The organism is Sphingosinicella rhizophila, from assembly GCF_032378825.1.
GTDB classification, from domain to species: domain Bacteria; phylum Pseudomonadota; class Alphaproteobacteria; order Sphingomonadales; family Sphingomonadaceae; genus Allosphingosinicella; species Allosphingosinicella rhizophila.
The window spans coordinates 511,899-532,100 of the sequence record NZ_JAVUPU010000002.1 but is presented as its reverse complement, the minus strand read 5'-3'; the positions used below and the strand labels follow the sequence as shown (position 1 = coordinate 532,100).

Genomic DNA, 20,202 nt, shown 5'->3' with positions numbered 1-20,202 from the left:
GCGCCGGGCCCTGCCCTAGGGGGCCCGGCGCCACCCTTGTTCTCTAATAGGATGATGCAAGTGTCGGCATTTGCTGTTGCCTTGATGATTGCCGGCTTCGGCGTGATCGCCTGGGCGGCCGCGCGCGCCAAGGCGAAGTCCTTCGCGACCGCGGGCGGTCCGCGCCCGCACTCGCTCCCCAACCAGCATGGCTGGTATGTGGCGCTCTGGGCGCTGCTGCCGGCTTTGATCTTCCTCGTCATCTGGTCGCCCATTTCAGAGGGCCTGGTCACCCAGGCCGTCATGGAAAGCCCGGCCGCCGCAAATCTTCCCGAAGCGGAGATGCAGCGTAACGCCATCCTCAACGAAGCGCGCAGCATGGCCGGCAACAGCCAGATCAACGCCTTCAATCCCGAGGCCGAGGCGCTCGCGCCGCTTTTCGCCCAGGCGACCGGACGATATACTTTGATCGGCGGCGTCGCCGCCTTCCTGCTCGCCTTCGCCGGCGGCGCATTCGCCTTCAGCCGCGTCTCGCCCGCCTTCCGGGCCCGGACCCGTGTCGAGCGCCTCGTCATGGCGGTGTTGCTGATCGCGTCGCTGATCGCGATCCTCACCACGCTCGGCATCGTCCTCTCGCTCCTGTTCGAATCCCTGCGTTTCTTCTCCATGGTCAATCCGTTCGAATTCCTGTTCGGCCTGACCTGGAGCCCGCAGACGGCCATCCGCGCCGACCAGGCTGGATCGTCCGGAGCGTTCGGCGCCGTTCCCCTGTTCTGGGGTACCGTCTTCATCGGCGCGATCATCGCCATGATCGTCGCCATCCCGCTCGGCCTGATGAGCGCCATCTACCTCACTCAATATGCGCGGCCTGTCGTCCGCCGCTGGATGAAGCCGTTGCTCGAAATCCTCGCCGGCGTTCCAACCGTCGTCTATGGCTATTTCGCGGCGCTGACAGTGGCGCCCGCCATACGCGATTTCGCCCAGGCCATCGGCATCGCCGGCGCCTCGTCCGAATCCGCGCTGGCGGCCGGCCTGGTCATGGGCATCATGATCATCCCCTTCATTTCCTCGATGGCCGACGATTCGATCGCGGCGGTGCCGCAGGCGATGCGGGACGGATCGCTCGCCATGGGCGCGACCACATCGGAGACGATCCGCAAGGTGCTCGTGCCGGCGGCCCTTCCAGGAATCGTCGGCGGGGTCCTGCTGGCGGTCAGCCGGGCGATCGGCGAGACCATGATCGTGGTGATGGCGGCCGGCCTCTCGGCCAACCTGACCGCCAACCCCTTCGCCAGCGTCACGACCGTCACCACGCAGATCGTGCAGCTTCTGACCGGAGATCAGGAATTCGACAGCGCCAAGACGCTCGCGGCCTTTGCCCTGGGCCTTGTCCTGTTCGTCGTCACCTTGTTGCTCAACATCGTCGCCCTCCGCGTCGTCAAGAGATATCGTGAAGCTTATGAATGACATAGCCGCCCGAGCACCAACCGAATGGGCCGGTAACATAATGCAGCGGCGCATCCGCCGCCGCTACGCGGCCGAGCGTCGCTTCCGGTTGGTCGGCCTTGGTGCCGTCCTCCTGTCGGCCGCCTTCCTGGCCTTCCTGCTGATCAACATGCTGGCCAAGGGCCTGGGCGGCTTCACCCAGACGGAGATCAAGCTGCAGATCGACTTCCCGAACAGCGCGCTCATGCTCGATCCCGCCGCGCTGAAAGGCGACCAGGCCGCAGACGCCCTCGCCGGGGCGGATATCGAGGGCACCGTCGCGGCAGCGGCGAGAGCGCAATATGGGGATGACGGCCCGCGACTCTTTTCCGACAGCGCATGGCTGCGGGTCCGCGGCAGGATCCTGGACGATCCCGCCATGATCGGCGGTACGACGACCTTCTGGCTTCCCGCCGAAAGCATGATCGACATGGCCGCCAAAGGCGATGCGAATGCGGAAGCCGAACGCAAATATTCCGCGCTCGAGCAGAAAGATGCCGTCCGCACCGGATTCAACAGCGGCTTTCTCACCGCCTCCGACGCGACGGATCCTGCCGCGGTCGGAATCTGGGGCGCGTTCAAGGGCTCGCTGCTGACGATGCTGGTAACGATCGCCCTCGCCTTTCCGATCGGCGTGCTTTCGGCCGTCTATCTCGAGGAATATGCGACCCGAAACCGCTGGACCGACCTGATCGAAGTGTCGATCAACAATCTGGCGGCGGTGCCATCGATCATCTTCGGCCTGCTCGGCCTGGCCGTGTTCCTCAATTTCATGCACCTGCCGAGATCGGCGCCCCTGGTCGGCGGCATCACTCTTGCCCTGATGACCATGCCCGTCATCGTCATTGCCGGCCGCAATGCCATCAAATCGGTGCCGCCTTCGATACGCGACGCCGCACTGGGCGTCGGCGCCAGCCGGGTGCAGGTGGTCTTCCATCACGTGCTGCCGCTGGCGCTGCCGGGCATCCTTACCGGGACCATCATCGGCATGGCCCGCGCGCTGGGCGAGACCGCGCCCTTGCTTATGATCGGCATGCGCGCCTTCGTAGCGACGCCGCCGGGCGGCATCACCGATCCGGCCTCCGTGCTTCCCGTCCAGATCTTCCTCTGGTCGGACGAGGTCAGCCGCGGTTTCGTCGAAAAGACATCCGCAGCCATTATCGTCCTCCTCGTCTTCCTGCTCGCAATGAACGGGTTGGCGATCTACCTCCGCAACAAGTTCGAGCGAAGCTGGTGAAAATCATGACAGATGAAACGATAGGGGAGCTGGCTGCCCACCAGCAGGCGGACCATGGCCATGATGCGTCCCCCAAAATGATAGCACGCGACGTCAGCGTATATTATGGCGACAAGAGAGCGCTCGACAGCGTCTCGATCGACATCACGCAGGAAAATGTCACGGCCTTCATCGGCCCGTCGGGCTGCGGCAAATCGACCTTCCTGCGGACGCTGAACCGCATGAACGACACGATCGCCAACGCGCGGGTGGAAGGCAAGATCGAGCTGGACGGAGAGGATATCTATTCGTCCGGCATGGACGTGGTGCAGCTCCGAGCCCGCGTCGGCATGGTCTTCCAGAAGCCCAATCCCTTTCCCAAGTCGATCTACGAGAACGTCGCTTATGGGCCCCGGATCCACGGCCTGGCCGGTTCCAAGGGCGATTTGGACGGCATCGTCGAACAGTCGCTGAAACGCGCCGGCCTCTGGGAGGAGGTCAAGGATCGCCTGGACGAAAGCGGCACCGCCTTGTCGGGCGGGCAGCAGCAGCGGCTCTGCATCGCCCGGGCGATCGCGGTCGATCCGGAGGTGATCCTGATGGACGAGCCCTGTTCGGCGCTCGATCCGATCGCGACCGCCAAGATCGAGGATCTCATCAACGAGCTGCGCGGCCGCTACGCCATCGTCATCGTCACGCACAATATGCAGCAGGCGGCGCGCGTCTCACAGCGGACCGCCTTCTTCCACCTGGGCAATCTCGTCGAATATGGCGACACGTCCGAAATCTTCACCAATCCACGGGCCGAGCGGACCAAGGATTATATCACCGGCCGCTACGGCTGAGGAGCGACAGGATGGCAAATCCCACCGGACACACCGTCAAAGCCTTTGACGAGGATCTAGACCAGCTCCGCGCCAGCATCGCCGAAATGGGCGGGCTCGCCGAAGCGGCGATCGCCGAATCGATGCGAGCCCTGGTCCAGCGCGACGGCCAGTCGGCCCTCCGCGTCATTGAGGACGACGCCAAGCTGGATGCCCTAGAAGCCGAGGTCGAGCGCCAGGCGGTCCAGGTCATCGCACTCCGCGCACCGATGGCGGACGATCTCCGCGAGGTCGTGGCCGCGCTGAAGATTGCGGGCGTTGTCGAACGGATCGGCGATTATGCGAAGAATATCGCCAAGCGGGTGGTGGTGATCGAGGAAGCGCCCGATCTCAAGCCGCTTTCGCTGCTGCCCGAAATGGCACGGATCGTCGCCGAGATGGTCCATAACGTGCTGGACGCCTTTGCCGCGCGCGACGCGGACAAGGCCGCCGCCGTCTGCGAACGCGACAAGGCCGTCGACGATTTCTACAGCAGCATCTTCCGTGCGCTTCTGACCTTCATGATGGAGAATCCGAACCATATCACGCCGGCAACACATTTGCTGTTCGTCGCCAAGAACCTGGAACGGATCGGAGATCATGCGACCAATGTGGCGGAGATGGTCTATTTCGCCGCCACAGGCAATCATCTGGCCGAGCGCGAGCGCGGCTATGATACGACGCTGGAGGCGGACGGATGAGCAAGGGCCGCGTGCTGCTGGTCGAGGACGATCGGGCGCTCGCCGAACTCCTCACCTATAATCTCGAACGCGAGGAATATGAGGTTTCGCATACGCCGGACGGCGACGAAGCATTGATGCTCGCCCAGGAAAATCCGCCCGATCTGGTGCTCCTCGACTGGATGATCGAAGGTGTGTCGGGAATCGAAGTGTGCCGGCGGCTGCGACGGTCTTCGGCGACGGCCAATGTGCCGATCATCATGCTCACCGCCCGCGGCGAGGAAGCGGATCGGGTTCGGGGCCTCGAAACCGGCGCCGACGATTATATGACCAAGCCCTTCTCGCCGCGCGAGCTCGTCGCCCGCGTGGGCGCCGTACTCCGCCGGGTGCGGCCCGCCCTTGCCGGCGAGCGGCTGAACTATGCCGATGTCGAAATGGATATCGCCAGCCACAAGGCGAGACGCGGCGGCGAAACGCTGCAGCTCGGGCCGACCGAGTTCCGGCTGCTGCGCCATTTCCTCGAACATCCCGGCCGCGTCTTCTCGCGCGAGAGGCTACTCGACAGCGTCTGGGGGCAGGATAGCGACATCGAGCTTCGCACCGTCGACGTACATATCCGCCGCCTCCGCAAAGCCATCAACACGGGCGGACGCAGCGACATCATCCGTACCGTCCGCTCGGCCGGTTATGCCCTGGACAATGAAGGCCGCGCCTGAGGCGCGATCCTGACGCCCATTCTGCAATTGTCCCGCATTCAAGATCGGGCGGAGAAAAATCGTTACGTCCTCGTTTAGATAGTGCGGCAGCGCTCGAATAGGGCTGCAACCCAAGGAGGATGGAATGAAGACTTTCTTATTCACGGCGGCCCTGATGTTGAGCGGGAGCGCCATCGCGCAGGAGACGGTCGCCCCGGGCAACAGCGCACCCGAACTGGATGCGCGCGGAATTCCGGTGGTCTCCGACCCGGCATCTGCGCCGCCTGGCGTCAACGAGCCCCTGACCGTGCAACCTGGCGCGCAGGTCGTGCCGAATCCCAATGCCAGCGCCGCCTTCGCGACCCAGCCGAGCACCGAAACCTATCCGGTCTGCTCGAAGACGGTGACGGACAATTGCGTCCAGGCTTATGAGCGCGGCGTCCGCGACCCGACCTGAGGGCGCCTCAGGGCCGGAGTTCCCCCTCCGGCCCGCCGACGAGGTCTGTCACCCTGCTCTGCCCTGAAGACGTCGAGGCGTTGTGAAATGGCACAATGTGCTGGCGGTCGAATCGGGTGTATGGTATAAACAATACAGTTATGCCAATATGTCCGAAACAGGGGAGGACAGACTATGTATAGCGATAGCGACCTGGACGCCGCGGTGACGGCGGGAGCAATGACTCCCGAGGCCGCCGCCGCATTGAGAAACTTCGTCGCCGAATCAGCGGCGTCTCCGCTGGTGGACGAGGAGCATTTTCGCCTGCTGACCGGATTCAACGATATTTTCGTGGCCATCGCCGCCGCCATATTGCTGGTCGCGGTCGCCTGGATCGGGGATGCGGTCCGGTTCAGCGATCAGTGGGAGGGGCCGACACCTTTTTCGGGCCTTTTCGTCGCCGCCACCGCCTGGGGTCTGGCCGAATTCTTCACACTGAAGCGACGTATGGCCCTTCCCAGCATCATCCTCCTGCTCGCCTTCGTCGGCGGCGTCTTCGTCACGATCGGTGCAGCCGTCGGAATGATGTTCCCGGACGCAATGAACGAGGCCGGCGACGGTCGGACGGCGGCCATGATCGGCGCCGTCAGCGCCGCGGTCGCAGCCGGCGCGGCCCGGCTGCACTGGCGCCGTTTCCGGGTGCCGATCACGATCGCCGCGGGGGCCGCGGCCGTCGTCGTCCTCGCGCTCGCCCTGATTGCCTCGGCGATCGGCGAAAGCCCGGCGACGAAGGACGCCCTGCTCGCCGCCGCCCTTGTTGCCGGCGTCGGCGTCTTCCTGTTCGCCATGCGCTGGGATTCCTCCGATCCGACGCGGCAGACCCGGCGATCCGACGTCGCCTTCTGGCTGCATTTGCTTTCGGCGCCGCTGATCGTTCACCCGGTCTTTTCGCTGCTCGGCCTTACGGACGGCAATGCGACGATCCTCGAGGCCATGGTGGTGGTCATCGTCTATGTGATGCTTGGGCTGACGGCGCTGGCTATCGATCGGAGGGCCCTGCTCGTCTCCGCATTGGCCTATGTATTGTGGGCGCTGAGCGACCTGTTCAAGCGCTTCGGCGCCGTGGAACTGAACTTCGCCCTCACCGCTTTCATCATCGGATCGGCCTTGCTGCTGCTGTCGGCCTTCTGGCACAGCGCGAGGCGAAAGGTGGTGGAACCGTTGCCAGCCGGGCTGCGGGCCAGGCTGCCGGTAATGGATCGTCCGCTGACGGCCTGACGCAGAGTGGCGCCGGCTGGCCATCCCGTCAGCCGGCGACGACTTTCATCAATCGGCGTTCGATGGGCGCAAGGACAGGGCCGAGCTCATGTCCCCGCCTCAGCACAGCACCATCCTCGCCGACCAAGGCCCACATGCCCTGCTTGGCGCGCAGGCCCGGTCTCTTCTCGATCCGGTATTCGGGCCGCTCGGCCGTCCGGCGAAATGCCCAGAAGGCGGCGATATCGGCTCCGAACTCGACCGCATAATCCTTCCACAAGCCGGCCGCGACCATGCGTCCGTAAAGGTCGATGATGCGGTTGAGTTCTAACCGCGTGAAGCAGGCCTGCGGCTCCGCCGTCCCGCCCCTCGGGCCCGATGATGCGGCCGGAAAAGGGTGGACGGTACCCATCAGGCGCTGTCGCGCTTGCGCTTGCCCGTCCCCTCCGCGCCGCGTTCGTCGAGCAATTCCGCCAGGCGTTTGCGCAATTGCTCGACTTCGCAATTCAGGATCTCCAGCTTCTGGGTCGCCGGATCATAGGCTTCCGTGCAGGGCGTCCCGTAAGGAAGGAAGCTCCCCGCGCTCTGCTCGGCGCTGACCAGCGTCGAACGGGCGGGAATGCCGATCATGGTCGCACCTTCCGGGACATCCTTGGTGACGACGGCATTGGCGCCGATCCGCGCGCGCGGGCCGACGACGATCGGCCCCAGCACCTGTGCGCCCGAGCCGATGATGACCCCGTCCGAGATGGTCGGGTGCCGCTTGCCGGGCTCGCCGTTGGTCGGATTGGTGCCGCCCAGCGTGACCTGCTGATAGATAGTGACATCGTCGCCGATCACCGCCGTCTCGCCGATCACCACGAATCCGTGGTCGATGAAGAAGTTGCGGCCGATCACCGCGCCAGGATGGATGTCGATCGCCGTCAGGAAGCGGGCGATGTGGTTGACGAGCCGCGCCAGGAAATAGAGTTCACCCCTGAACAGCCAGTGAGCCACCCGGTGCATGCCGAGCGCCCACAGGCCGGGATAGAGGAAGATTTCCCAGCGCGAACGTGGCGCCGGATCGCGTGCCTTGATCGATTCCAGATAGGCAGTCAGGCCTGAAAACATAGGCTTTCCCTCATAAAGCTCGTCCGCAAAATAGGCATTCCGGGCGGGAAATCCAGCAAAGCCGCAAACTTTCCTTGCCGCCGATTCCCTCTTGCCTTCGTGGCCCTCCCCCAAGCAAAGCGGGCGACGCCGACGGCGGTACCTCGAGGGGGCAGTGAATGTTCGATTTTTCCGGTGTCGGCTTGATGGACCTATTGCCGTTCATCGCCATCGGTTTCGCGGCCCAGATGGTCGACGGAGCCCTCGGCATGGCCTTCGGCGTGATCTCGACGACATTGCTGATCAGCCTGGGCGTGCCGCCGGCCACGGCCTCCGCAGGCGTCCACACGGTGGAGACCTTCACCACGGGCGTCTCCGGCGTCAGCCATGTCCTGCACAAGAATGTCGACTGGAAATTGTTCGCCCGCATCGTCATCCCGGGCGTGATCGGCGGTATCATAGGCGCCTATGCGCTGACGCAGATCAGCGCGGAAACGGCGCGCCCTTTCGTCCTCGTCTATCTGGCGGGGATGGGCGTCTACCTGCTCTGGCGGGGCGCGACCCATCGCCATACCGAGCGCGAACCCAAGATCGTGGAGCCGCTGGGCCTGATCGGCGGCTTTCTCGATGCGGCCGGCGGCGGTGGCTGGGGCCCGGTCGTGACCAGCAACCTGCTCGTCCAGGGCGCCAGCCCCCGCCGGGTGATCGGCACCGTCAACACGGCGGAATTCTTCCTGACCGTCACCATCTCCGCGACCTTCTTATTCGCGCTCGGATGGGAAGCCTTTACCATCGCCACCGTCGGCCTGCTGATCGGCGGCGTGATCGCGGCTCCGATCGGCGCCCTGATGGCCAAACGCGTCGCCCCCGATTTGCTCCTCACGATTGTCGGCGTGGTGCTGAGCCTGACCAGCCTTTATGGCCTATACCGCGCGCTGACCTGAGCCTTGCCAAAGAACCCAGGAAGGCGGTCACGTTTATTTCAAAGGGTCGCGTGGACGGTGGCGATGGCCTTGATCACCGCGCCAATGCGAGCGGCTGCCTGGACCGTCTCGGGCTTGACCCCGTGCTGCAGCAATATCCGCTCGTGACTGTCGATGCACATGCCGCAGCCGTTCATCGCGCTGACGGCGAGGCTGAACAGCTCGAAATCATCCTTTTCGATGCCAGGTGCGCCGATCACGTTCATCCGGAGCTTGGCCGGCATCGTGCCATATTCGGGATTGGAGGCGAGATGGACGAAGCGATAATAGACATTGTTCATCGCCATGATGGCGGCGGCGGCGCGGGCGGCATTGGCGGCCTCCGCGGACAATTTGCCTTCGACTTCCGCCTCCGCCGCGGCGACGATCGGACGATAGCCGGTTCCGTGGGCGCAAGCGAGCAGCAGGCCATATTTGCGCTGATCGCCCAGCAATTGGTCCGAAAGCAGGGAACTGACATTGAGCCGAAGGTCCTTTGCATAATCCGGAAGGGTGTCGGCGAATTCCTTGAGCGACATGATGGGTCTCCTAGAGCGTGGTGCTGAAAAGCCGGCAAAGTTGCAGCTTTTGACGATGCGATTGAACGAACGGCCGATCCCCGGATCGGCCCGCTTCGCCAGTCGAAAAAAGGGCGCGGGAAATCCCTTTCCCGCGCCCTTCTTGGTGCCGATCGATCCGTCAGGCGGCGGGACGCAGCGGCTCCTGGCCTTCCTGCCAGTTGCACGGGCAGAGCTCGTCGGTCTGCAGCGCATCGAGAATGCGAAGCGTCTCCTGCGGATTGCGGCCGACATTGAGCCCGTTCACCGTGACATGCTGGATGATGTTGTCAGGATCGACGATGAAGGTGGCGCGGAAGGCGACGCCGGCATCGGGAGCGACGATACCGAGCGCGTCGGCAAGCTCCTTCTTATTGTCGGCGATCCAGGGGAAATCGGCGGCGGCGAGACGCTCGTCGGCCTTGCGCCAGGCATGATGGACGAAATCGGTGTCCGTGGATGCGCCGATCAGCTGGGCATCGCGGTCCGCGAAATCCTGCGCCAGTTCGCCATAGCCGATGATCTCGGTCGGGCAGACGAAGGTGAAATCCTTCGGCCAGTAGAAGAGGATCTTCCATTTGCCGTTGGTCTCGCCCAAGTCGATCGTCTCGCCGGCGGGCAAGGCGCTGCCCTGCTGAACCGGAACCTTAAGGGAAGGAAGTTTATCACCGACGGTAAGCATATAGTCTCCTGCTTGTTGATGGATGCGAAAGGCTGAGAGCGCCGAATCCGGCACCCTGTCGAGACGCGTCTATAAGGGCTGGTTTCCATCGATCAAATTGATTAGTTTATGATGACTGATCGATTGAGGCGATGATGAGCACCTATCTGCCGACCCTCAAGCAGCTCCAATATCTGGTCGCGCTTCGCGATCATGGACATTTCGGCCGCGCCGCCGAGGCCTGCTTCGTCACCCAATCGACATTGTCGGCGGGCTTGCGGGAGCTCGAATCGCTGATCGGCGTCACCTTGGTCGAGCGGACCCGGCGGGTGGTCCGCTTCACGCCGCTCGGCGAGCGCATCGCGGCCAAGGCACAGAATATCCTCCGCGAAGCCGAGGAACTGGGTGAGATGGCCCGGGCAGCGGGCAAGCCGTTGGCCGGCGAATTGCGCATGGGCGTGATCCCGACCATCGCGCCCTTCCTCCTCCCCACGCTATTGCCGCGCTTGCGCAAGGAATGGCCGGACCTCAAACTCTATCTCAGGGAGGAAACCAGCCAGGCTGCCTGCGATTCGCTGCACCGCGGCACGCTCGACTGCGTTCTGCTGGCGCTTCCTTTCGGTTGCGGCGAAGTCGAGGAAGCCGATCTCTTCGACGACGGCCTGTTCGTCGCCTTTCCGCCGGGCGAGGCGCCAGCGGGACAGGTCCGGCCCGGCGAGATCGACCAGCGTCGGCTGCTCCTGCTGGAAGACGGCCATTGCCTCAAGGATCATGCGCTGGCCGCCTGCAACCGGCCCGAATTGCGCGCCGAAGCGACCATGCTCGGCACGTCGGTCCACACATTGGTGCAGATGGTCGACAACGGACTGGGCCTGACGATCGTGCCGGAAATGGCGGTGACCGCCGGCATATTGGAAGGGACCGGCGTGATCGCGCGGCCGCTCGCGGCGGAGCATGCCAGCCGCCGGATCGCGCTCATCTGGCGCAAGGGCAGCCCCCGCCGGAAGGAGTTTCGAATGCTTGCCGAGGCACTGAAGGCCGCCGCCTGACTTCAGGCCGATGCTTCAGGGTTCCATCCAACGGCCACTGCCGTCGGCGGCAAGTTCCTTGCGCCAGAAAAGGGCGCGGCTGCGCAATGCATCGACAAGGAAACAGCATCCATCGAGGGCATGGCGGGGATCGGACGCCGCCACCGCGGCGAATGCGAGCCGCTCGCCGCGCCGCAGCCGGCCATGACGATGGATGAGGATGATGCCGGCAAGCGGCCAATTGCGCTCCGTTTCCTCGGCGATGCGGCGGAGTGCGTTCTTCGCCAGCACCGGATGATGCTCGACCAGAATCTCGGTTACGTCTTCGGCGGCCTCCACCATCGCGACGAAGCCGGACACGGCCGCCCGGCCGAGCTCCTCGAGCCGGCCAAGCTGGCGGCCCGGATCGAAATCCCCCGCCTGGATGCGAATGTCGATCACGGTCCTGCCCGGCTCACAGTGCGCCCGGGGGTGGAAACAGAGCCACCTCCCGCGCTCCGAAGATGCTGTCCCGATTGCCCACCCGCTCGCCTTCGACGGCGCCGCCGATCCGCGACGGCGCACCGAAGGCCGACCGATAGGGTTCGTCGCGCTCCCCCAGCCAGGCCACGAGATCCTCGATCGTGAGGACATGGCTGGGCGGATCGACACGCTCGCCATCCTTGCCGAGCGTCTCGCGCAGCGAGCCGAAATAGAGGAGATCCAAGAAGGCCATCTTCAAATTCGATTTCAGTCCATATGCCGCAGGCCGACCCGCAAATAGTCCCATCCGGTGACGAGCGTCAGCAGGGCCGCCGCCCAGAGGCTGGCCAGGCCGACATCGTGGACCCAGCCGAATTGCGGCACCGCGCCGCCCAGGATGAGCGCGCCCAGCGCGATGAGCTGAAACGTCGTCTTCCACTTGGCGAGACGGCTGACCGGGACCGACACCTGGAGCGTCGCCAAAAATTCGCGAAGGCCCGATACGGTAATCTCCCGCAGCAAGATAACCAGGGCCGCCACGACGTGCAAACCATGGATGGTCTGGGTGAAGACCAGCATCAGGATAACCGCCGCGACCATGATCTTGTCGGCGATCGGATCGAGAAAGACGCCCAGCCGCGACACCGTGCCCTGGGTGCGGGCGACATAGCCATCGAAATAATCCGTGAGACCCATCAGGCAATAAAGGGCGAAGGCCAGGGCATAGTCGAACCAGGCCGGCCCGATTTCCCTGCTCGGCCAGAGAAGGAGCACCAGCAGCGGCACCGCGAAGATGCGTGACAAGGTGAGAATATTGGCGAGCGTCAGCATTGGCCTTGTTCCTCTAGCGGCTCCCACCGCCCATGTGGAGAGCGGAACGGCGTTTGACCGGAACGTTTTAGCAGCTATGAGCGAACCGGCATGACCGCAAGGCACAAGGAAACGCTAAAGCTGTGCAAGCATCCTTGAGCCTGCTGGGCAAGCGGCGCTTCCTGCCGCTGTTCGTCACCCAATTCCTGGGCGCCTTCAACGACAACCTGTTCCGCACGGCGATGATCATGCTGGTCATCTACGGCATCTACAAGAACGAAGCCCAGGAGGCCGCGTTCAGCGCGATCGCCAGCGGCCTGTTCATCCTGCCCTTCTTCCTCTTTTCGGCGCTGGCCGGGCAGCTGGCAGATGCCAGCGACAAGGCGCGCATCATCCGGATCGTCAAGACGGCGGAAATCATCATCATGATCGGCGGCGCGGCGGGCCTCCTGCTCCACAATGTTCCGCTCATGCTCGCGGCGCTGTTCGCGATGGGCGTCCATTCCGCTTTCTTCGGGCCGATCAAATATGCGGTCCTGCCGCAGCATCTGAGAAGCGACGAAGTGCTTGGCGGCACCGGGCTGGTCGAAGCCGGGACCTATGGCGCCATCCTCCTGGGGACGATCGCCGGCGGTATCCTGAGGCCGGAAGTTGCCGCCGGCGGAGTGCTGCTGGTCGCCCTGATCGGCCGCATATCGGGTGGGAAGGTGCCGCCCGCGCCACCCGAACCCGACGCGCCGGTGGCAAGGATGGATTGGCACATCATCCGTGCTTCCATCGCACTCGTCAGAGCGACGCTGCATATCCCGCGGCTCTTCCTGGCCATCGTTGCGATCAGCTTCTTCTGGGCCGAAGGCGCGATTTTGGCGGCGCAATTCCCCCCTTTGGTCAAGAACGTGCTTCATGCCAACGAGGAGGTGGCGACGCTCTTCCTTGCCATCTTCTCGATCGGGGTGGCGGTGGGATCGATAGCGATCAACCGGCTGCTGGCCGGGCGTGTGCTCGCCAAATTCGCCCCGGCGGCATCGATCGCCATGGGCCTGTTCGTCCTTCATCTCTACTGGAACGTGCGTGCATGGCCGATCGATCAGGGCCCGCTGATGGACCTGGCGACGTTCGTCGTCCTTCCCCAGGCCGGATGGGTGATGTTCGACCTGTTCGGCGTCGCCGTCGCCGGCGGCATGTTCGTCGTTCCGCTCTACGCCTTCCTGACGACAACCGTGCCCAAATCCGAGACCGCCCGCACCGTCGCAGCCAACAATATCGTCAATTCGGGGGCGATGGTCCTTTCCGCGGCAATGCTGACGATACTGGTCCAGATCGGGGTTTCGGTCGCGGAGACGCTGCTGATGGTGGTCGCGGCAAGCCCGATCGCCGCCTGGATCGCCTGGCGCCTGCATAAAGCATGTGATTGAGCGAGCACTCCCTGCGGCGCGGGATCGCGCAGCAGGAGCTCGAAGCCTCAGCGAATCAGGCCAGCAGAGTGCCGAAGAATACCAGTCCGCCCAACCACCCGAGCGCGAAAAGCTTCAGATCGTCCAGCAGATCCGTGGAGGGCTCGGAAGCCGGCTCAGCAATCCAGCTGTCCATCGCGACTGCGCGAGCGGACGACCGGGTAATGAGCGGCGAGAGGCGGTTCATACCTCACAGTTAAGACTTTCTTTACCATCGCTTCAAGAGCTTTCGACAGCCCTTGGCCCCTCTGTGCCGTGTCGGCACAGAGGGAGACGTTATCGGACATCCATGTTTACGCCATTGCGGCTCAGTCGACCGAAATCACCTCGATCTTCGCGACCTGCTTGTCGTTGCAGTAGATTTCAGCCGATCGCGACGGCGTGGCGCCGGCCCCGCTGAACGTCACGCGGTCATTGACCGCCGCTCCCGCCTCCTGGACGAGGGACAAATCGAAAGCGACGACGCCCGGGGACGCATCGGCCCGGCGGGTCAAGACGGGTTTGAACCCCGCCATCAGCAAATCGACCTGGCCGTTGACCTGGAGCCGACCGCCCTCGACATAAGCGTGCCAATCGGTCGTTTCCTGGAACGGGCATGAGGCGAGGCTCTTTGCGGCTTCCGTCGGCGCACCCGAAGTCGTGGTCGCCTGGTTCGCGGCGGCCGGATCCGCATCGTCGGCTCCGTCGTTCGATCCGCCACACCCGCTCAGACACAACCCGATAAATAACATCGCCACCAAATGTTTCATTCACATCACCTTTCTACGCAAACCCCGCCCACGCCCTTCAGACGTGAGACGCGCGAGCCGGCATTATCCGCAGGGAAAGCGATGTCCAACGGATATGGCCGACGATGGCCGGCAACGCGCCAACGCAAGCTTCGGGGCACATATCCACATGTCAGGAAAAATGGTGGAGCCGAGGGGGATCGAACCCCTGACCTCTACACTGCCAGTGTAGCGCTCTCCCAGCTGAGCTACGGCCCCGTACCGATGCCCGCCGATCGGTTCGGCGGGTCTGGGTGGCGCCGCCCTTAGATCAGGGGGCGGCGCCTTGCAAGATGATCAAACCTCGTCGTCGTCCTCGCCCGGTCCCGGGACGCCGATATCGTCGTCCCCACCCAGATCGACCTCGTCGTCCGGATTCTCCTCGGCATCCTCATCGATCTCGAGTTCATCGGCGGCAAGATCCGCGTCTTCCTTCTCGTCGCTTTCGACCTCTTTCTTCGGCGCGTCATAGGGAAGCGGCTGCTTCGACTTCAGCACCGGTTCCGGTTCCCAGGCAATGCCGCAGGCGAGGCAGGTCACGGGATCCTCCTTGCCCAGGTCGTAGAAGCGGGTACCGCATTTCGGACACGTCCGCTTGGTGCCCCATTCAGCTTTCACCATGGGTGAAAAGTCTCCATCCGATTGAGAGAAAAGCCGGCCTGCGGCCGGATCGCCGGGCGCCTTGCCACATGGGTAAGCCGCTGTCAAAAGCCCGGTCATGATCATCGCAGTGGACGGTCCCGCCGCCAGCGGCAAGGGTACGATCGCCAAGGCCCTGGCGGCGCATTACCAATTGCCCCATCTGGACACCGGCCTTCTCTATCGCGCCGTGGCGCTCAACCTGCTGCGTTGGGGCGGCGATCCCTCGGACGAGAAAGAGGCGCTGGCCGCCTGCGATTTTTCCCAAATCGACTTCGACGATCCTGAATTGAAGAGTGAAGCGGCAGGCGGCGTCGCCTCCCGCATTTCGGTCTATCCGCTGGTGCGTGCGGCATTGATCAAGCGGCAGCGGGATTTCGCCGAGCAGCCAAGCGGGGCCGTGCTCGACGGGCGCGACATCGGCACCGTCATCGCCCCCCAGGCCGAGGCGAAATTGTTCGTGACCGCCAAGGCCGATGTCCGCGCCCGGCGGCGCCATGCGGAACTTACGAAGCTCGGCCTCCAGACGCATCTGGAGGACGTGCTGCTGGACATCCAGGCGCGCGACGAGCGCGACCGGACGCGCGACATGGCGCCGCTGCAGCAAGCCGAAGATGCCGACTTGCTCGATACCAGCGAGATGGCTATAGACGCCGCCGTCCAGCGGGCGATTGCGCTCGTGGAGGCTCGGTTAGGGCGAGGCGCGTAAGGAAAGACGGCAATGGCCGCATCCTTGACGCGCATTTTTGCTTTATGCTTTCGAGACTTCGCTCGCGCGAGCGCTGGCTGTACGCCGCATCCGGCATGGGGCCGCTGCGGCACATCGGGCCAAGACCATCGGAGACAACCGATGGCCGGTAAAAGCATCAAAGGATATCCAGCTTTATGGCCAGCACGGCAATGCCGACCCGCGACGATTTCGCGGCACTTCTCAACGAATCCCTCGGCGGCGAAAATGAAAGTTTCGAAGGCCGCGTCGTCAAAGGGATCGTCACCGCGATCGAGAACGACCTCGCCGTCATCGACGTCGGGTTGAAATCCGAAGGGCGCGTGGCGCTCCGTGAATTCGCCGCACCCGGCCAGAAGGCCGACATCAAGGTGGGCGACGAGGTCGAAGTCTATGTCGACCGCGTCGAGAATCACCAGGGCGAAGCGATGCTCAGCCGCGACCGCGCACGACGCGAAGCCGCCTGGGACACGCTCGAGACCGAATTCACCGCCGGCAACCGCGTCGAAGGCGTCATCTTCGGCCGCGTAAAGGGCGGCTTCACCGTCGACCTCAACGGCGCCGTGGCCTTCCTGCCGGGCAGCCAGGTGGACATCCGTCCGGTCCGCGACGTCGGGCCGCTGATGGACCTTCCCCAGCCCTTCCAGATCCTGAAGATGGATCGCCGCCGCGGCAATATCGTCGTGTCGCGCCGCGCCATTCTGGAAGAGACGCGGGCCGAACAGCGCACGGGCCTGATCCAGTCGCTCCACGAAGGTCAGGTGATCGACGGCGTCGTCAAGAACATCACCGATTACGGCGCCTTCGTCGATCTGGGCGGCATCGATGGCCTGCTCCACGTCACCGACCTCAGCTACAAGCGCGTCGGCCATCCCAGCGAAATGATCAATATCGGCGACACCGTGAAGGTGCAGATCATCCGCATCAACAAGGATACGCAGCGCATCTCGCTGGGCATGAAGCAACTCGAAAGCGATCCCTGGGAAGGTGCCGCCGCCAAATATCCGATCGATGGCGTGTTCCGCGGCCGGGTGACCAACATCACTGAATATGGCGCCTTCGTGGAGCTGGAGCCGGGCATCGAGGGCCTAGTCCACGTCTCCGAAATGAGCTGGACCAAGAAGAACGTCCACCCGGGCAAGATCGTCTCGACCAGCCAGGAAGTCGATGTCTCGGTGCTCGAGGTCGACGAAGAAAAGCGTCGCATCTCGCTCGGCCTCAAGCAGGCCCAGGCCAATCCGTGGGCGGCATTTGCCGAGACCCATCCGGTCGGCACGGAATTGGAGGGCGAGGTCAAGAACGCGACCGAATTCGGTCTGTTCGTCGGTCTCGAAGGGGATGTAGACGGCATGGTCCACATGTCGGACATCGCCTGGGGCGTGACCGGCGAGGAAGCGCTCAACCTGCACCGCAAGGGTGAAATTGTGAAAGCGGTCGTGCTGGACGTCGACGTCGAGAAGGAGCGCATTTCGCTCGGCATCAAGCAACTCGAGCGCGGTGGCGTCGCCAAGGGCGGTGCCGGTGCCTCGGGCGGCGTCAACAAGGGCGACGTTGTCACGGTCACCGTGCTCGAAGTCCGTGACGGCGGCCTCGAAGTTCAGGTCGGTGACGATGGCGCCACCGGCTTCATCAAGCGCACCGATCTCGGCCGCGACCGTGACGAGCAACGTCCGGAGCGCTTCCAGGTCGGGCAGAAGTTCGATGCAATGGTGAGTGGCTTCGATCGTTCGAAAAAGCCGAACTTCTCGGTGAAGGCGATGCAGATCGCCGAAGAAAAGCAGGCGGTTGCCCAATATGGCTCGTCCGATTCGGGTGCCAGCCTGGGCGACATTCTCGGCGAAGCGCTGAAGCAGAAGAACAAGGAATAAGCATCATCGAACGGGGGCCGGCGCAGCGCGTGCGCTGGCCCCATTTTTTTTCGTCCAAATGGTTGAACTGAACCGTTTTTGGACGCTGAAACGAGGTGATATTGCCTTTTCGGCTATTCGGTGCGATTGATCTGGATCAGCGGCCGCGGGGGGCCGAGTCCTGTTCGCCACAATTGATTTGGGGGAAGCCGTGATCCGTTCCGAGCTGGTTCAAAAGCTTTGCGAAGACCATCCCGATCTGACCGCCAAGGAAATCGAGCGGGTGGTGTCGGCTTTCTTCGATTCGATCATCGGTCAGTTGCAACAGGGCGGCCGGGTCGAACTTCGCGGCTTCGGTGCCTTCTCCACCCGTGATCGCGACGCCCGCAAGGGCCGCAATCCGAGGACGGGGGATGCGGTGGACGTCTCCGCGAAGCGAGTGCCCTATTTCAAACCCGGCAAGGAAATGCGCGAGCGCCTGAACGTCTGAATGTTTTCAGGAAGCCGGCACATCGATTGGCAGGGTCTTTCGCCAGCCCGAACGACAGGGCATGGTCGCCTCGTGCGGACGTGGCGAAACCGGTAGACGCAGCAGACTTAAAATCTGTTTTCCGAAAGGGAGTGCGGGTTCGAGTCCCGCCGTCCGCACCAAGGCAGCTCAGAGCTCAGGCCGGCTCTTCTGCCCTCACCGCTTCCCATTTGCATTTGTCGAGGCTGATCGGATCCAGGAACATGCCGCCCATCCGCCCGGCAAGTTGCCAGCGGACCTGGGCGCGGATCGGGCCAAGGCCCGGAACCTCCAGGGCGACATAGGAGCCGATCTGAACGGGCTCGACGCACTCCGCCATGAAGCCGGCGGTCGAGACGTCGCGGATCGTCACCTCGACATTGTAGAGGTTCTGCTGGCGAAGCTGCGTCTTGGTCTCGACAGAGTTCCGCACCGATCGCCGCTCTTTGAAATGAGGATCGATTGCCTCGTCCACTTTCATCTTCATGTTCATCCCTTTTCCCCGCACCTGTAAATACAGACGGATTGGTGAAGGAGCGGTAAAGGCCGTCGGGCCGCCGGGATATTTTTCGTGACGGGTCGCCCAGCCGCGCCGGCTGGTTTATCGCTTGGCGGGCATGGCGAATCGGTTGCACCATTTGTTGGTATGCCTGGCATGCCTGTTCCCCCTCGGTGGCTGCGACAAGCCCGCGGACGGCCCCATCCGGGTGAGCGCAATCGGGCAGCCGCCGCAGCTCGACAATCCCAATCTGGAGCCGCTGGACGCCGCATCCGCTTTCCTGATCGAAGCGTCGGCGGAGGGCCTGGTGCGGTTCGACGCGGCGGGGCAGATCGAACCTGGGCTGGCGCAGAGCTGGATCGTTTCCGACGATGGCATGCGCTACACTTTCCGCCTTGCCCGGATGCGATGGCCGGACGGAAGCCGGATGACGGCGCAGCAGGTCGCGGGACGGTTGCAGGCTGCGCGCAGCCGGGCCAGCCGCAATCCGCTGAAGCCGATGCTCGGCGCTATCGACGAGATCATGGCGATGACCGACGAGGTGCTGGAAATCGCCCTTAGATCGCCCCGACCCAATTTCCTGCAAATGCTTGCCCAGCCGGAAATGGGAATATTGTTCAAAGGTCAGGGCGCGGGCCCTTATCGTCCGACGTGGCAGGAGGATGGTACGGTCCTGCTGACGCCCCCAAGGAACGAGGAAGAAGAAGAGGAAGATGGACCGCCCCCCATCCTGCTGAAGGGCGAAAGAGCGGCTCTGGCCATCGCACGTTTTCTGGAAGGCGAAGCCGACCTGGTGATCGGCGGCACGATCGGCGATCTTCCCTTGGCCAGAGCGGCACGCCTCGGAAATGACAGACTGACTTTCGATCCCGCCGAGGGCCTCTTCGGCCTGGCCTTCACCGCCGCCGAAGGCCCGCTGACGGACCCCGCGGTGCGTCAGGCCCTCAGCATGGCGCTGGACCGGGACGCGCTGAGCTCGGTGCTGGCCATACCAGGCCTCGCAACCCGGCTTTCGCTCGTGCCGACGGAGTTGGAGGAAATGCCCCGGCCGGCCGTGCCGGCATGGGCCGGAAATCCGTTGCCGATGCGACGGGAATATGCGGCCCAGACGATCGGGAAGCTGGACGTCCCGAAGCCGATCCAGGTTCGCGTCGCCATGCCGCAGGGACCGGGCTATCGCATTCTATTCGCACGCCTCAAGCGGGACTGGGCCGCGATCGGGGTGGACGCGCAAAAGGTCGCCATCGATGATCAGGCCGATCTGCGCTTCATCGACTTGGTCGCGCCGGCACGCTTGGCCAGCTGGTACCTGCGGCGATTCAGCTGCGACGCCAACCCGGTCTGCGATCCTGCCGCCGACGAAGCCATGGCGGCGGCTCGGATCGCGCCCAACATGGCTGCTCGCCGTGCCCTCCTCGCCAATGCCGACCGGCTTCTGGCCGCGGCCAATGTCTTCATCCCGATAGCGACCCCGATACGATGGTCCCTGCTATCCCCCCGGCTGGCGGGGTTCCGTCCGAACATGTTCGCCCGCCACTATGCTGGCGAATTGGCCGCCCCTTCCCCATAAAGAGCAAAGAG

At 63.8% G+C, this 20,202-nt stretch carries 25 protein-coding genes and 2 tRNA genes; 15 read left to right on the top strand and 12 right to left on the bottom strand.

The genetic code is table 11. The annotated features are described in order from the left end of the window. Positions 1-54 precede the first annotated feature (54 nt). The 7 genes from pstC to RQX22_RS05615 all read left to right on the top strand — a co-directional run bounded on the left by pstC (position 55) and on the right by RQX22_RS05615 (position 6,632). Positions 55-1,446 carry a phosphate ABC transporter permease subunit PstC gene (gene pstC / locus RQX22_RS05645; protein WP_410001605.1) on the top strand — a complete coding sequence of 464 codons (1,392 nt, stop codon included), beginning with the start codon at positions 55-57 and terminating at the stop codon, positions 1,444-1,446. A 40-nt stretch (positions 1,447-1,486) separates the two neighbouring features. Then, positions 1,487-2,701 (top strand): phosphate ABC transporter permease PstA, encoded by a 1,215-nt coding sequence (gene pstA / locus RQX22_RS05640; protein ID WP_315724436.1) that lies wholly within the window; start codon positions 1,487-1,489, stop codon positions 2,699-2,701. Positions 2,702-2,706: 5 nt separating this feature from the next. Then, on the top strand, positions 2,707-3,525 hold the full coding sequence (gene pstB / locus RQX22_RS05635; RefSeq protein WP_410001597.1) for a phosphate ABC transporter ATP-binding protein PstB: 819 nt from the start codon (positions 2,707-2,709) through the stop codon (positions 3,523-3,525). A gap of 11 nt (positions 3,526-3,536) precedes the next feature. Then, positions 3,537-4,244, top strand: coding sequence for a phosphate signaling complex protein PhoU (gene phoU / locus RQX22_RS05630; RefSeq protein WP_315724434.1), 708 nt, complete (start codon positions 3,537-3,539; stop codon positions 4,242-4,244). Next, positions 4,241-4,939, top strand: coding sequence for a phosphate regulon transcriptional regulator PhoB (gene phoB / locus RQX22_RS05625; RefSeq protein WP_315724431.1), 699 nt, complete (start codon positions 4,241-4,243; stop codon positions 4,937-4,939). The genes phoU and phoB overlap by 4 nt, the downstream gene beginning before the upstream one ends. Positions 4,940-5,063: 124 nt before the next feature. Further along, on the top strand, positions 5,064-5,375 hold the full coding sequence (locus RQX22_RS05620; RefSeq protein ID WP_315724429.1) for a hypothetical protein: 312 nt from the start codon (positions 5,064-5,066) through the stop codon (positions 5,373-5,375). 174 nt (positions 5,376-5,549) lie between these two features. After that, positions 5,550-6,632, top strand: a complete 1,083-nt coding sequence (locus RQX22_RS05615; RefSeq protein ID WP_315724428.1) for a hypothetical protein — start codon at positions 5,550-5,552, stop codon at positions 6,630-6,632. Between the two features lie 28 nt (positions 6,633-6,660). Here RQX22_RS05615 and RQX22_RS05610 read toward each other — a convergent pair whose 3' ends face one another. Together RQX22_RS05610 and epsC are read right to left on the bottom strand one after the other, a co-directional pair. Next, positions 6,661-7,023, bottom strand: a complete 363-nt coding sequence (locus RQX22_RS05610; RefSeq protein WP_315724426.1) for a DUF2794 domain-containing protein — start codon at positions 7,021-7,023, stop codon at positions 6,661-6,663. Continuing rightward, on the bottom strand, positions 7,023-7,721 hold the full coding sequence (epsC, locus tag RQX22_RS05605; protein WP_315724425.1) for a serine O-acetyltransferase EpsC: 699 nt from the start codon (positions 7,719-7,721) through the stop codon (positions 7,023-7,025). The genes RQX22_RS05610 and epsC overlap by 1 nt, the downstream gene beginning before the upstream one ends. 158 nt (positions 7,722-7,879) lie before the next feature. Between epsC and RQX22_RS05600 the strand changes: the two genes are divergently transcribed. Next, a complete protein-coding gene (locus RQX22_RS05600; protein WP_315724424.1) occupies positions 7,880-8,644 on the top strand; it encodes a sulfite exporter TauE/SafE family protein in 765 nt (254 codons plus the stop codon). 38 nt (positions 8,645-8,682) lie between these two features. On the opposite strand, the gene RQX22_RS05595 is transcribed toward RQX22_RS05600, so the two are convergent. Next, positions 8,683-9,201, bottom strand: coding sequence for a carboxymuconolactone decarboxylase family protein (locus RQX22_RS05595; RefSeq protein ID WP_315724422.1), 519 nt, complete (start codon positions 9,199-9,201; stop codon positions 8,683-8,685). A gap of 160 nt (positions 9,202-9,361) precedes the next feature. Beyond that, the gene (locus tag RQX22_RS05590) at positions 9,362-9,901 is read right to left on the bottom strand and encodes a peroxiredoxin (RefSeq protein ID WP_315724420.1); all 540 of its coding nucleotides are present in this window, start codon (positions 9,899-9,901) and stop codon (positions 9,362-9,364) included. 134 nt (positions 9,902-10,035) lie between these two features. Here RQX22_RS05590 and RQX22_RS05585 point away from each other — a divergent pair, with 134 nt between their 5' ends. Then, positions 10,036-10,929, top strand: coding sequence for a hydrogen peroxide-inducible genes activator (locus RQX22_RS05585; protein ID WP_315724621.1), 894 nt, complete (start codon positions 10,036-10,038; stop codon positions 10,927-10,929). A gap of 15 nt (positions 10,930-10,944) precedes the next feature. Here the strand turns inward: RQX22_RS05585 and RQX22_RS05580 are convergent, their stop codons facing one another. From RQX22_RS05580 to pgsA, 3 genes are read right to left on the bottom strand one after another with little or no spacing between them, the layout of a single operon-like run. Next, entirely contained in the window at positions 10,945-11,349 is a 405-nt protein-coding gene (locus RQX22_RS05580; RefSeq protein WP_315724418.1) for a molybdenum cofactor biosynthesis protein MoaE, read from the bottom strand. Positions 11,350-11,362: 13 nt separating this feature from the next. Next, entirely contained in the window at positions 11,363-11,623 is a 261-nt protein-coding gene (locus RQX22_RS05575; protein ID WP_315724416.1) for a MoaD/ThiS family protein, read from the bottom strand. A gap of 14 nt (positions 11,624-11,637) precedes the next feature. Further along, on the bottom strand, positions 11,638-12,201 hold the full coding sequence (gene pgsA / locus RQX22_RS05570) for a CDP-diacylglycerol--glycerol-3-phosphate 3-phosphatidyltransferase (protein ID WP_315724415.1): 564 nt from the start codon (positions 12,199-12,201) through the stop codon (positions 11,638-11,640). A gap of 122 nt (positions 12,202-12,323) precedes the next feature. Between pgsA and RQX22_RS05565 the strand changes: the two genes are divergently transcribed. After that, on the top strand, positions 12,324-13,595 hold the full coding sequence (locus RQX22_RS05565) for an MFS transporter (protein WP_315724413.1): 1,272 nt from the start codon (positions 12,324-12,326) through the stop codon (positions 13,593-13,595). A 55-nt stretch (positions 13,596-13,650) separates the two neighbouring features. Here RQX22_RS05565 and RQX22_RS05560 read toward each other — a convergent pair whose 3' ends face one another. The 4 genes from RQX22_RS05560 to RQX22_RS05545 form a co-directional block, all read right to left on the bottom strand. Continuing rightward, positions 13,651-13,821, bottom strand: coding sequence for a hypothetical protein (locus RQX22_RS05560; protein ID WP_315724412.1), 171 nt, complete (start codon positions 13,819-13,821; stop codon positions 13,651-13,653). A 121-nt stretch (positions 13,822-13,942) separates the two neighbouring features. Next, complete coding sequence (locus RQX22_RS05555; RefSeq protein WP_315724410.1) at positions 13,943-14,383, bottom strand: hypothetical protein; 441 nt, start codon at positions 14,381-14,383, stop codon at positions 13,943-13,945. A gap of 161 nt (positions 14,384-14,544) precedes the next feature. Beyond that, positions 14,545-14,620: transfer RNA gene (locus RQX22_RS05550), tRNA-Ala, on the bottom strand. Positions 14,621-14,698: 78 nt separating this feature from the next. Beyond that, positions 14,699-15,022: a TIGR02300 family protein gene (locus RQX22_RS05545; RefSeq protein WP_315724408.1), complete on the bottom strand. Its 324-nt coding sequence runs from the start codon at positions 15,020-15,022 to the stop codon at positions 14,699-14,701. A gap of 97 nt (positions 15,023-15,119) precedes the next feature. Between RQX22_RS05545 and cmk the strand changes: the two genes are divergently transcribed. The 4 genes from cmk to RQX22_RS05525 all read left to right on the top strand — a co-directional run bounded on the left by cmk (position 15,120) and on the right by RQX22_RS05525 (position 18,265). Further along, the gene (gene cmk, locus RQX22_RS05540) at positions 15,120-15,749 is read left to right on the top strand and encodes a (d)CMP kinase (RefSeq protein WP_315724406.1); all 630 of its coding nucleotides are present in this window, start codon (positions 15,120-15,122) and stop codon (positions 15,747-15,749) included. A gap of 176 nt (positions 15,750-15,925) precedes the next feature. After that, entirely contained in the window at positions 15,926-17,635 is a 1,710-nt protein-coding gene (gene rpsA / locus RQX22_RS05535) for a 30S ribosomal protein S1 (RefSeq protein ID WP_315724404.1), read from the top strand. A gap of 172 nt (positions 17,636-17,807) precedes the next feature. Beyond that, entirely contained in the window at positions 17,808-18,104 is a 297-nt protein-coding gene (locus tag RQX22_RS05530; protein WP_410001604.1) for an integration host factor subunit beta, read from the top strand. A 74-nt stretch (positions 18,105-18,178) separates the two neighbouring features. Continuing rightward, positions 18,179-18,265, top strand: a tRNA-Leu gene (locus tag RQX22_RS05525). A gap of 14 nt (positions 18,266-18,279) precedes the next feature. Here RQX22_RS05525 and RQX22_RS05520 read toward each other — a convergent pair. Then, a complete protein-coding gene (locus tag RQX22_RS05520) occupies positions 18,280-18,609 on the bottom strand; it encodes a hypothetical protein (protein WP_315724400.1) in 330 nt (109 codons plus the stop codon). Between the two features lie 130 nt (positions 18,610-18,739). Between RQX22_RS05520 and RQX22_RS05515 the strand changes: the two genes are divergently transcribed. After that, positions 18,740-20,191, top strand: a complete 1,452-nt coding sequence (locus RQX22_RS05515; RefSeq protein WP_315724398.1) for an ABC transporter substrate-binding protein — start codon at positions 18,740-18,742, stop codon at positions 20,189-20,191. Positions 20,192-20,202 lie beyond the last annotated feature (11 nt).

Excerpts from the sequence above, each read along its gene's own strand:
- pstC (WP_410001605.1), top strand. The coding sequence starts at position 55 with ATGCAAGTGTCGGCATTTGCTGTTGCCTTGATGATTGCCGGCTTCGGC.
- pstA (WP_315724436.1), top strand. The coding sequence starts at position 1,487 with ATGCAGCGGCGCATCCGCCGCCGCTACGCGGCCGAGCGTCGCTTCCGG.
- pstB (WP_410001597.1), top strand. The coding sequence starts at position 2,707 with ATGACAGATGAAACGATAGGGGAGCTGGCTGCCCACCAGCAGGCGGAC.
- phoU (WP_315724434.1), top strand. The coding sequence starts at position 3,537 with ATGGCAAATCCCACCGGACACACCGTCAAAGCCTTTGACGAGGATCTA.
- phoB (WP_315724431.1), top strand. The coding sequence starts at position 4,241 with ATGAGCAAGGGCCGCGTGCTGCTGGTCGAGGACGATCGGGCGCTCGCC.
- RQX22_RS05620 (WP_315724429.1), top strand. The coding sequence starts at position 5,064 with ATGAAGACTTTCTTATTCACGGCGGCCCTGATGTTGAGCGGGAGCGCC.
- RQX22_RS05615 (WP_315724428.1), top strand. The coding sequence starts at position 5,550 with ATGTATAGCGATAGCGACCTGGACGCCGCGGTGACGGCGGGAGCAATG.
- RQX22_RS05610 (WP_315724426.1), bottom strand. The coding sequence starts at position 7,023 with ATGGGTACCGTCCACCCTTTTCCGGCCGCATCATCGGGCCCGAGGGGC.
- epsC (WP_315724425.1), bottom strand. The coding sequence starts at position 7,721 with ATGTTTTCAGGCCTGACTGCCTATCTGGAATCGATCAAGGCACGCGAT.
- RQX22_RS05600 (WP_315724424.1), top strand. The coding sequence starts at position 7,880 with ATGTTCGATTTTTCCGGTGTCGGCTTGATGGACCTATTGCCGTTCATC.
- RQX22_RS05595 (WP_315724422.1), bottom strand. The coding sequence starts at position 9,201 with ATGTCGCTCAAGGAATTCGCCGACACCCTTCCGGATTATGCAAAGGAC.
- RQX22_RS05590 (WP_315724420.1), bottom strand. The coding sequence starts at position 9,901 with ATGCTTACCGTCGGTGATAAACTTCCTTCCCTTAAGGTTCCGGTTCAG.
- RQX22_RS05585 (WP_315724621.1), top strand. The coding sequence starts at position 10,036 with ATGAGCACCTATCTGCCGACCCTCAAGCAGCTCCAATATCTGGTCGCG.
- RQX22_RS05575 (WP_315724416.1), bottom strand. The coding sequence starts at position 11,623 with ATGGCCTTCTTGGATCTCCTCTATTTCGGCTCGCTGCGCGAGACGCTC.
- pgsA (WP_315724415.1), bottom strand. The coding sequence starts at position 12,201 with ATGCTGACGCTCGCCAATATTCTCACCTTGTCACGCATCTTCGCGGTG.
- RQX22_RS05560 (WP_315724412.1), bottom strand. The coding sequence starts at position 13,821 with ATGAACCGCCTCTCGCCGCTCATTACCCGGTCGTCCGCTCGCGCAGTC.
- RQX22_RS05555 (WP_315724410.1), bottom strand. The coding sequence starts at position 14,383 with ATGAAACATTTGGTGGCGATGTTATTTATCGGGTTGTGTCTGAGCGGG.
- RQX22_RS05545 (WP_315724408.1), bottom strand. The coding sequence starts at position 15,022 with ATGGTGAAAGCTGAATGGGGCACCAAGCGGACGTGTCCGAAATGCGGT.
- cmk (WP_315724406.1), top strand. The coding sequence starts at position 15,120 with ATGATCATCGCAGTGGACGGTCCCGCCGCCAGCGGCAAGGGTACGATC.
- rpsA (WP_315724404.1), top strand. The coding sequence starts at position 15,926 with ATGGCCAGCACGGCAATGCCGACCCGCGACGATTTCGCGGCACTTCTC.
- RQX22_RS05520 (WP_315724400.1), bottom strand. The coding sequence starts at position 18,609 with ATGAAGATGAAAGTGGACGAGGCAATCGATCCTCATTTCAAAGAGCGG.
- RQX22_RS05515 (WP_315724398.1), top strand. The coding sequence starts at position 18,740 with ATGGCGAATCGGTTGCACCATTTGTTGGTATGCCTGGCATGCCTGTTC.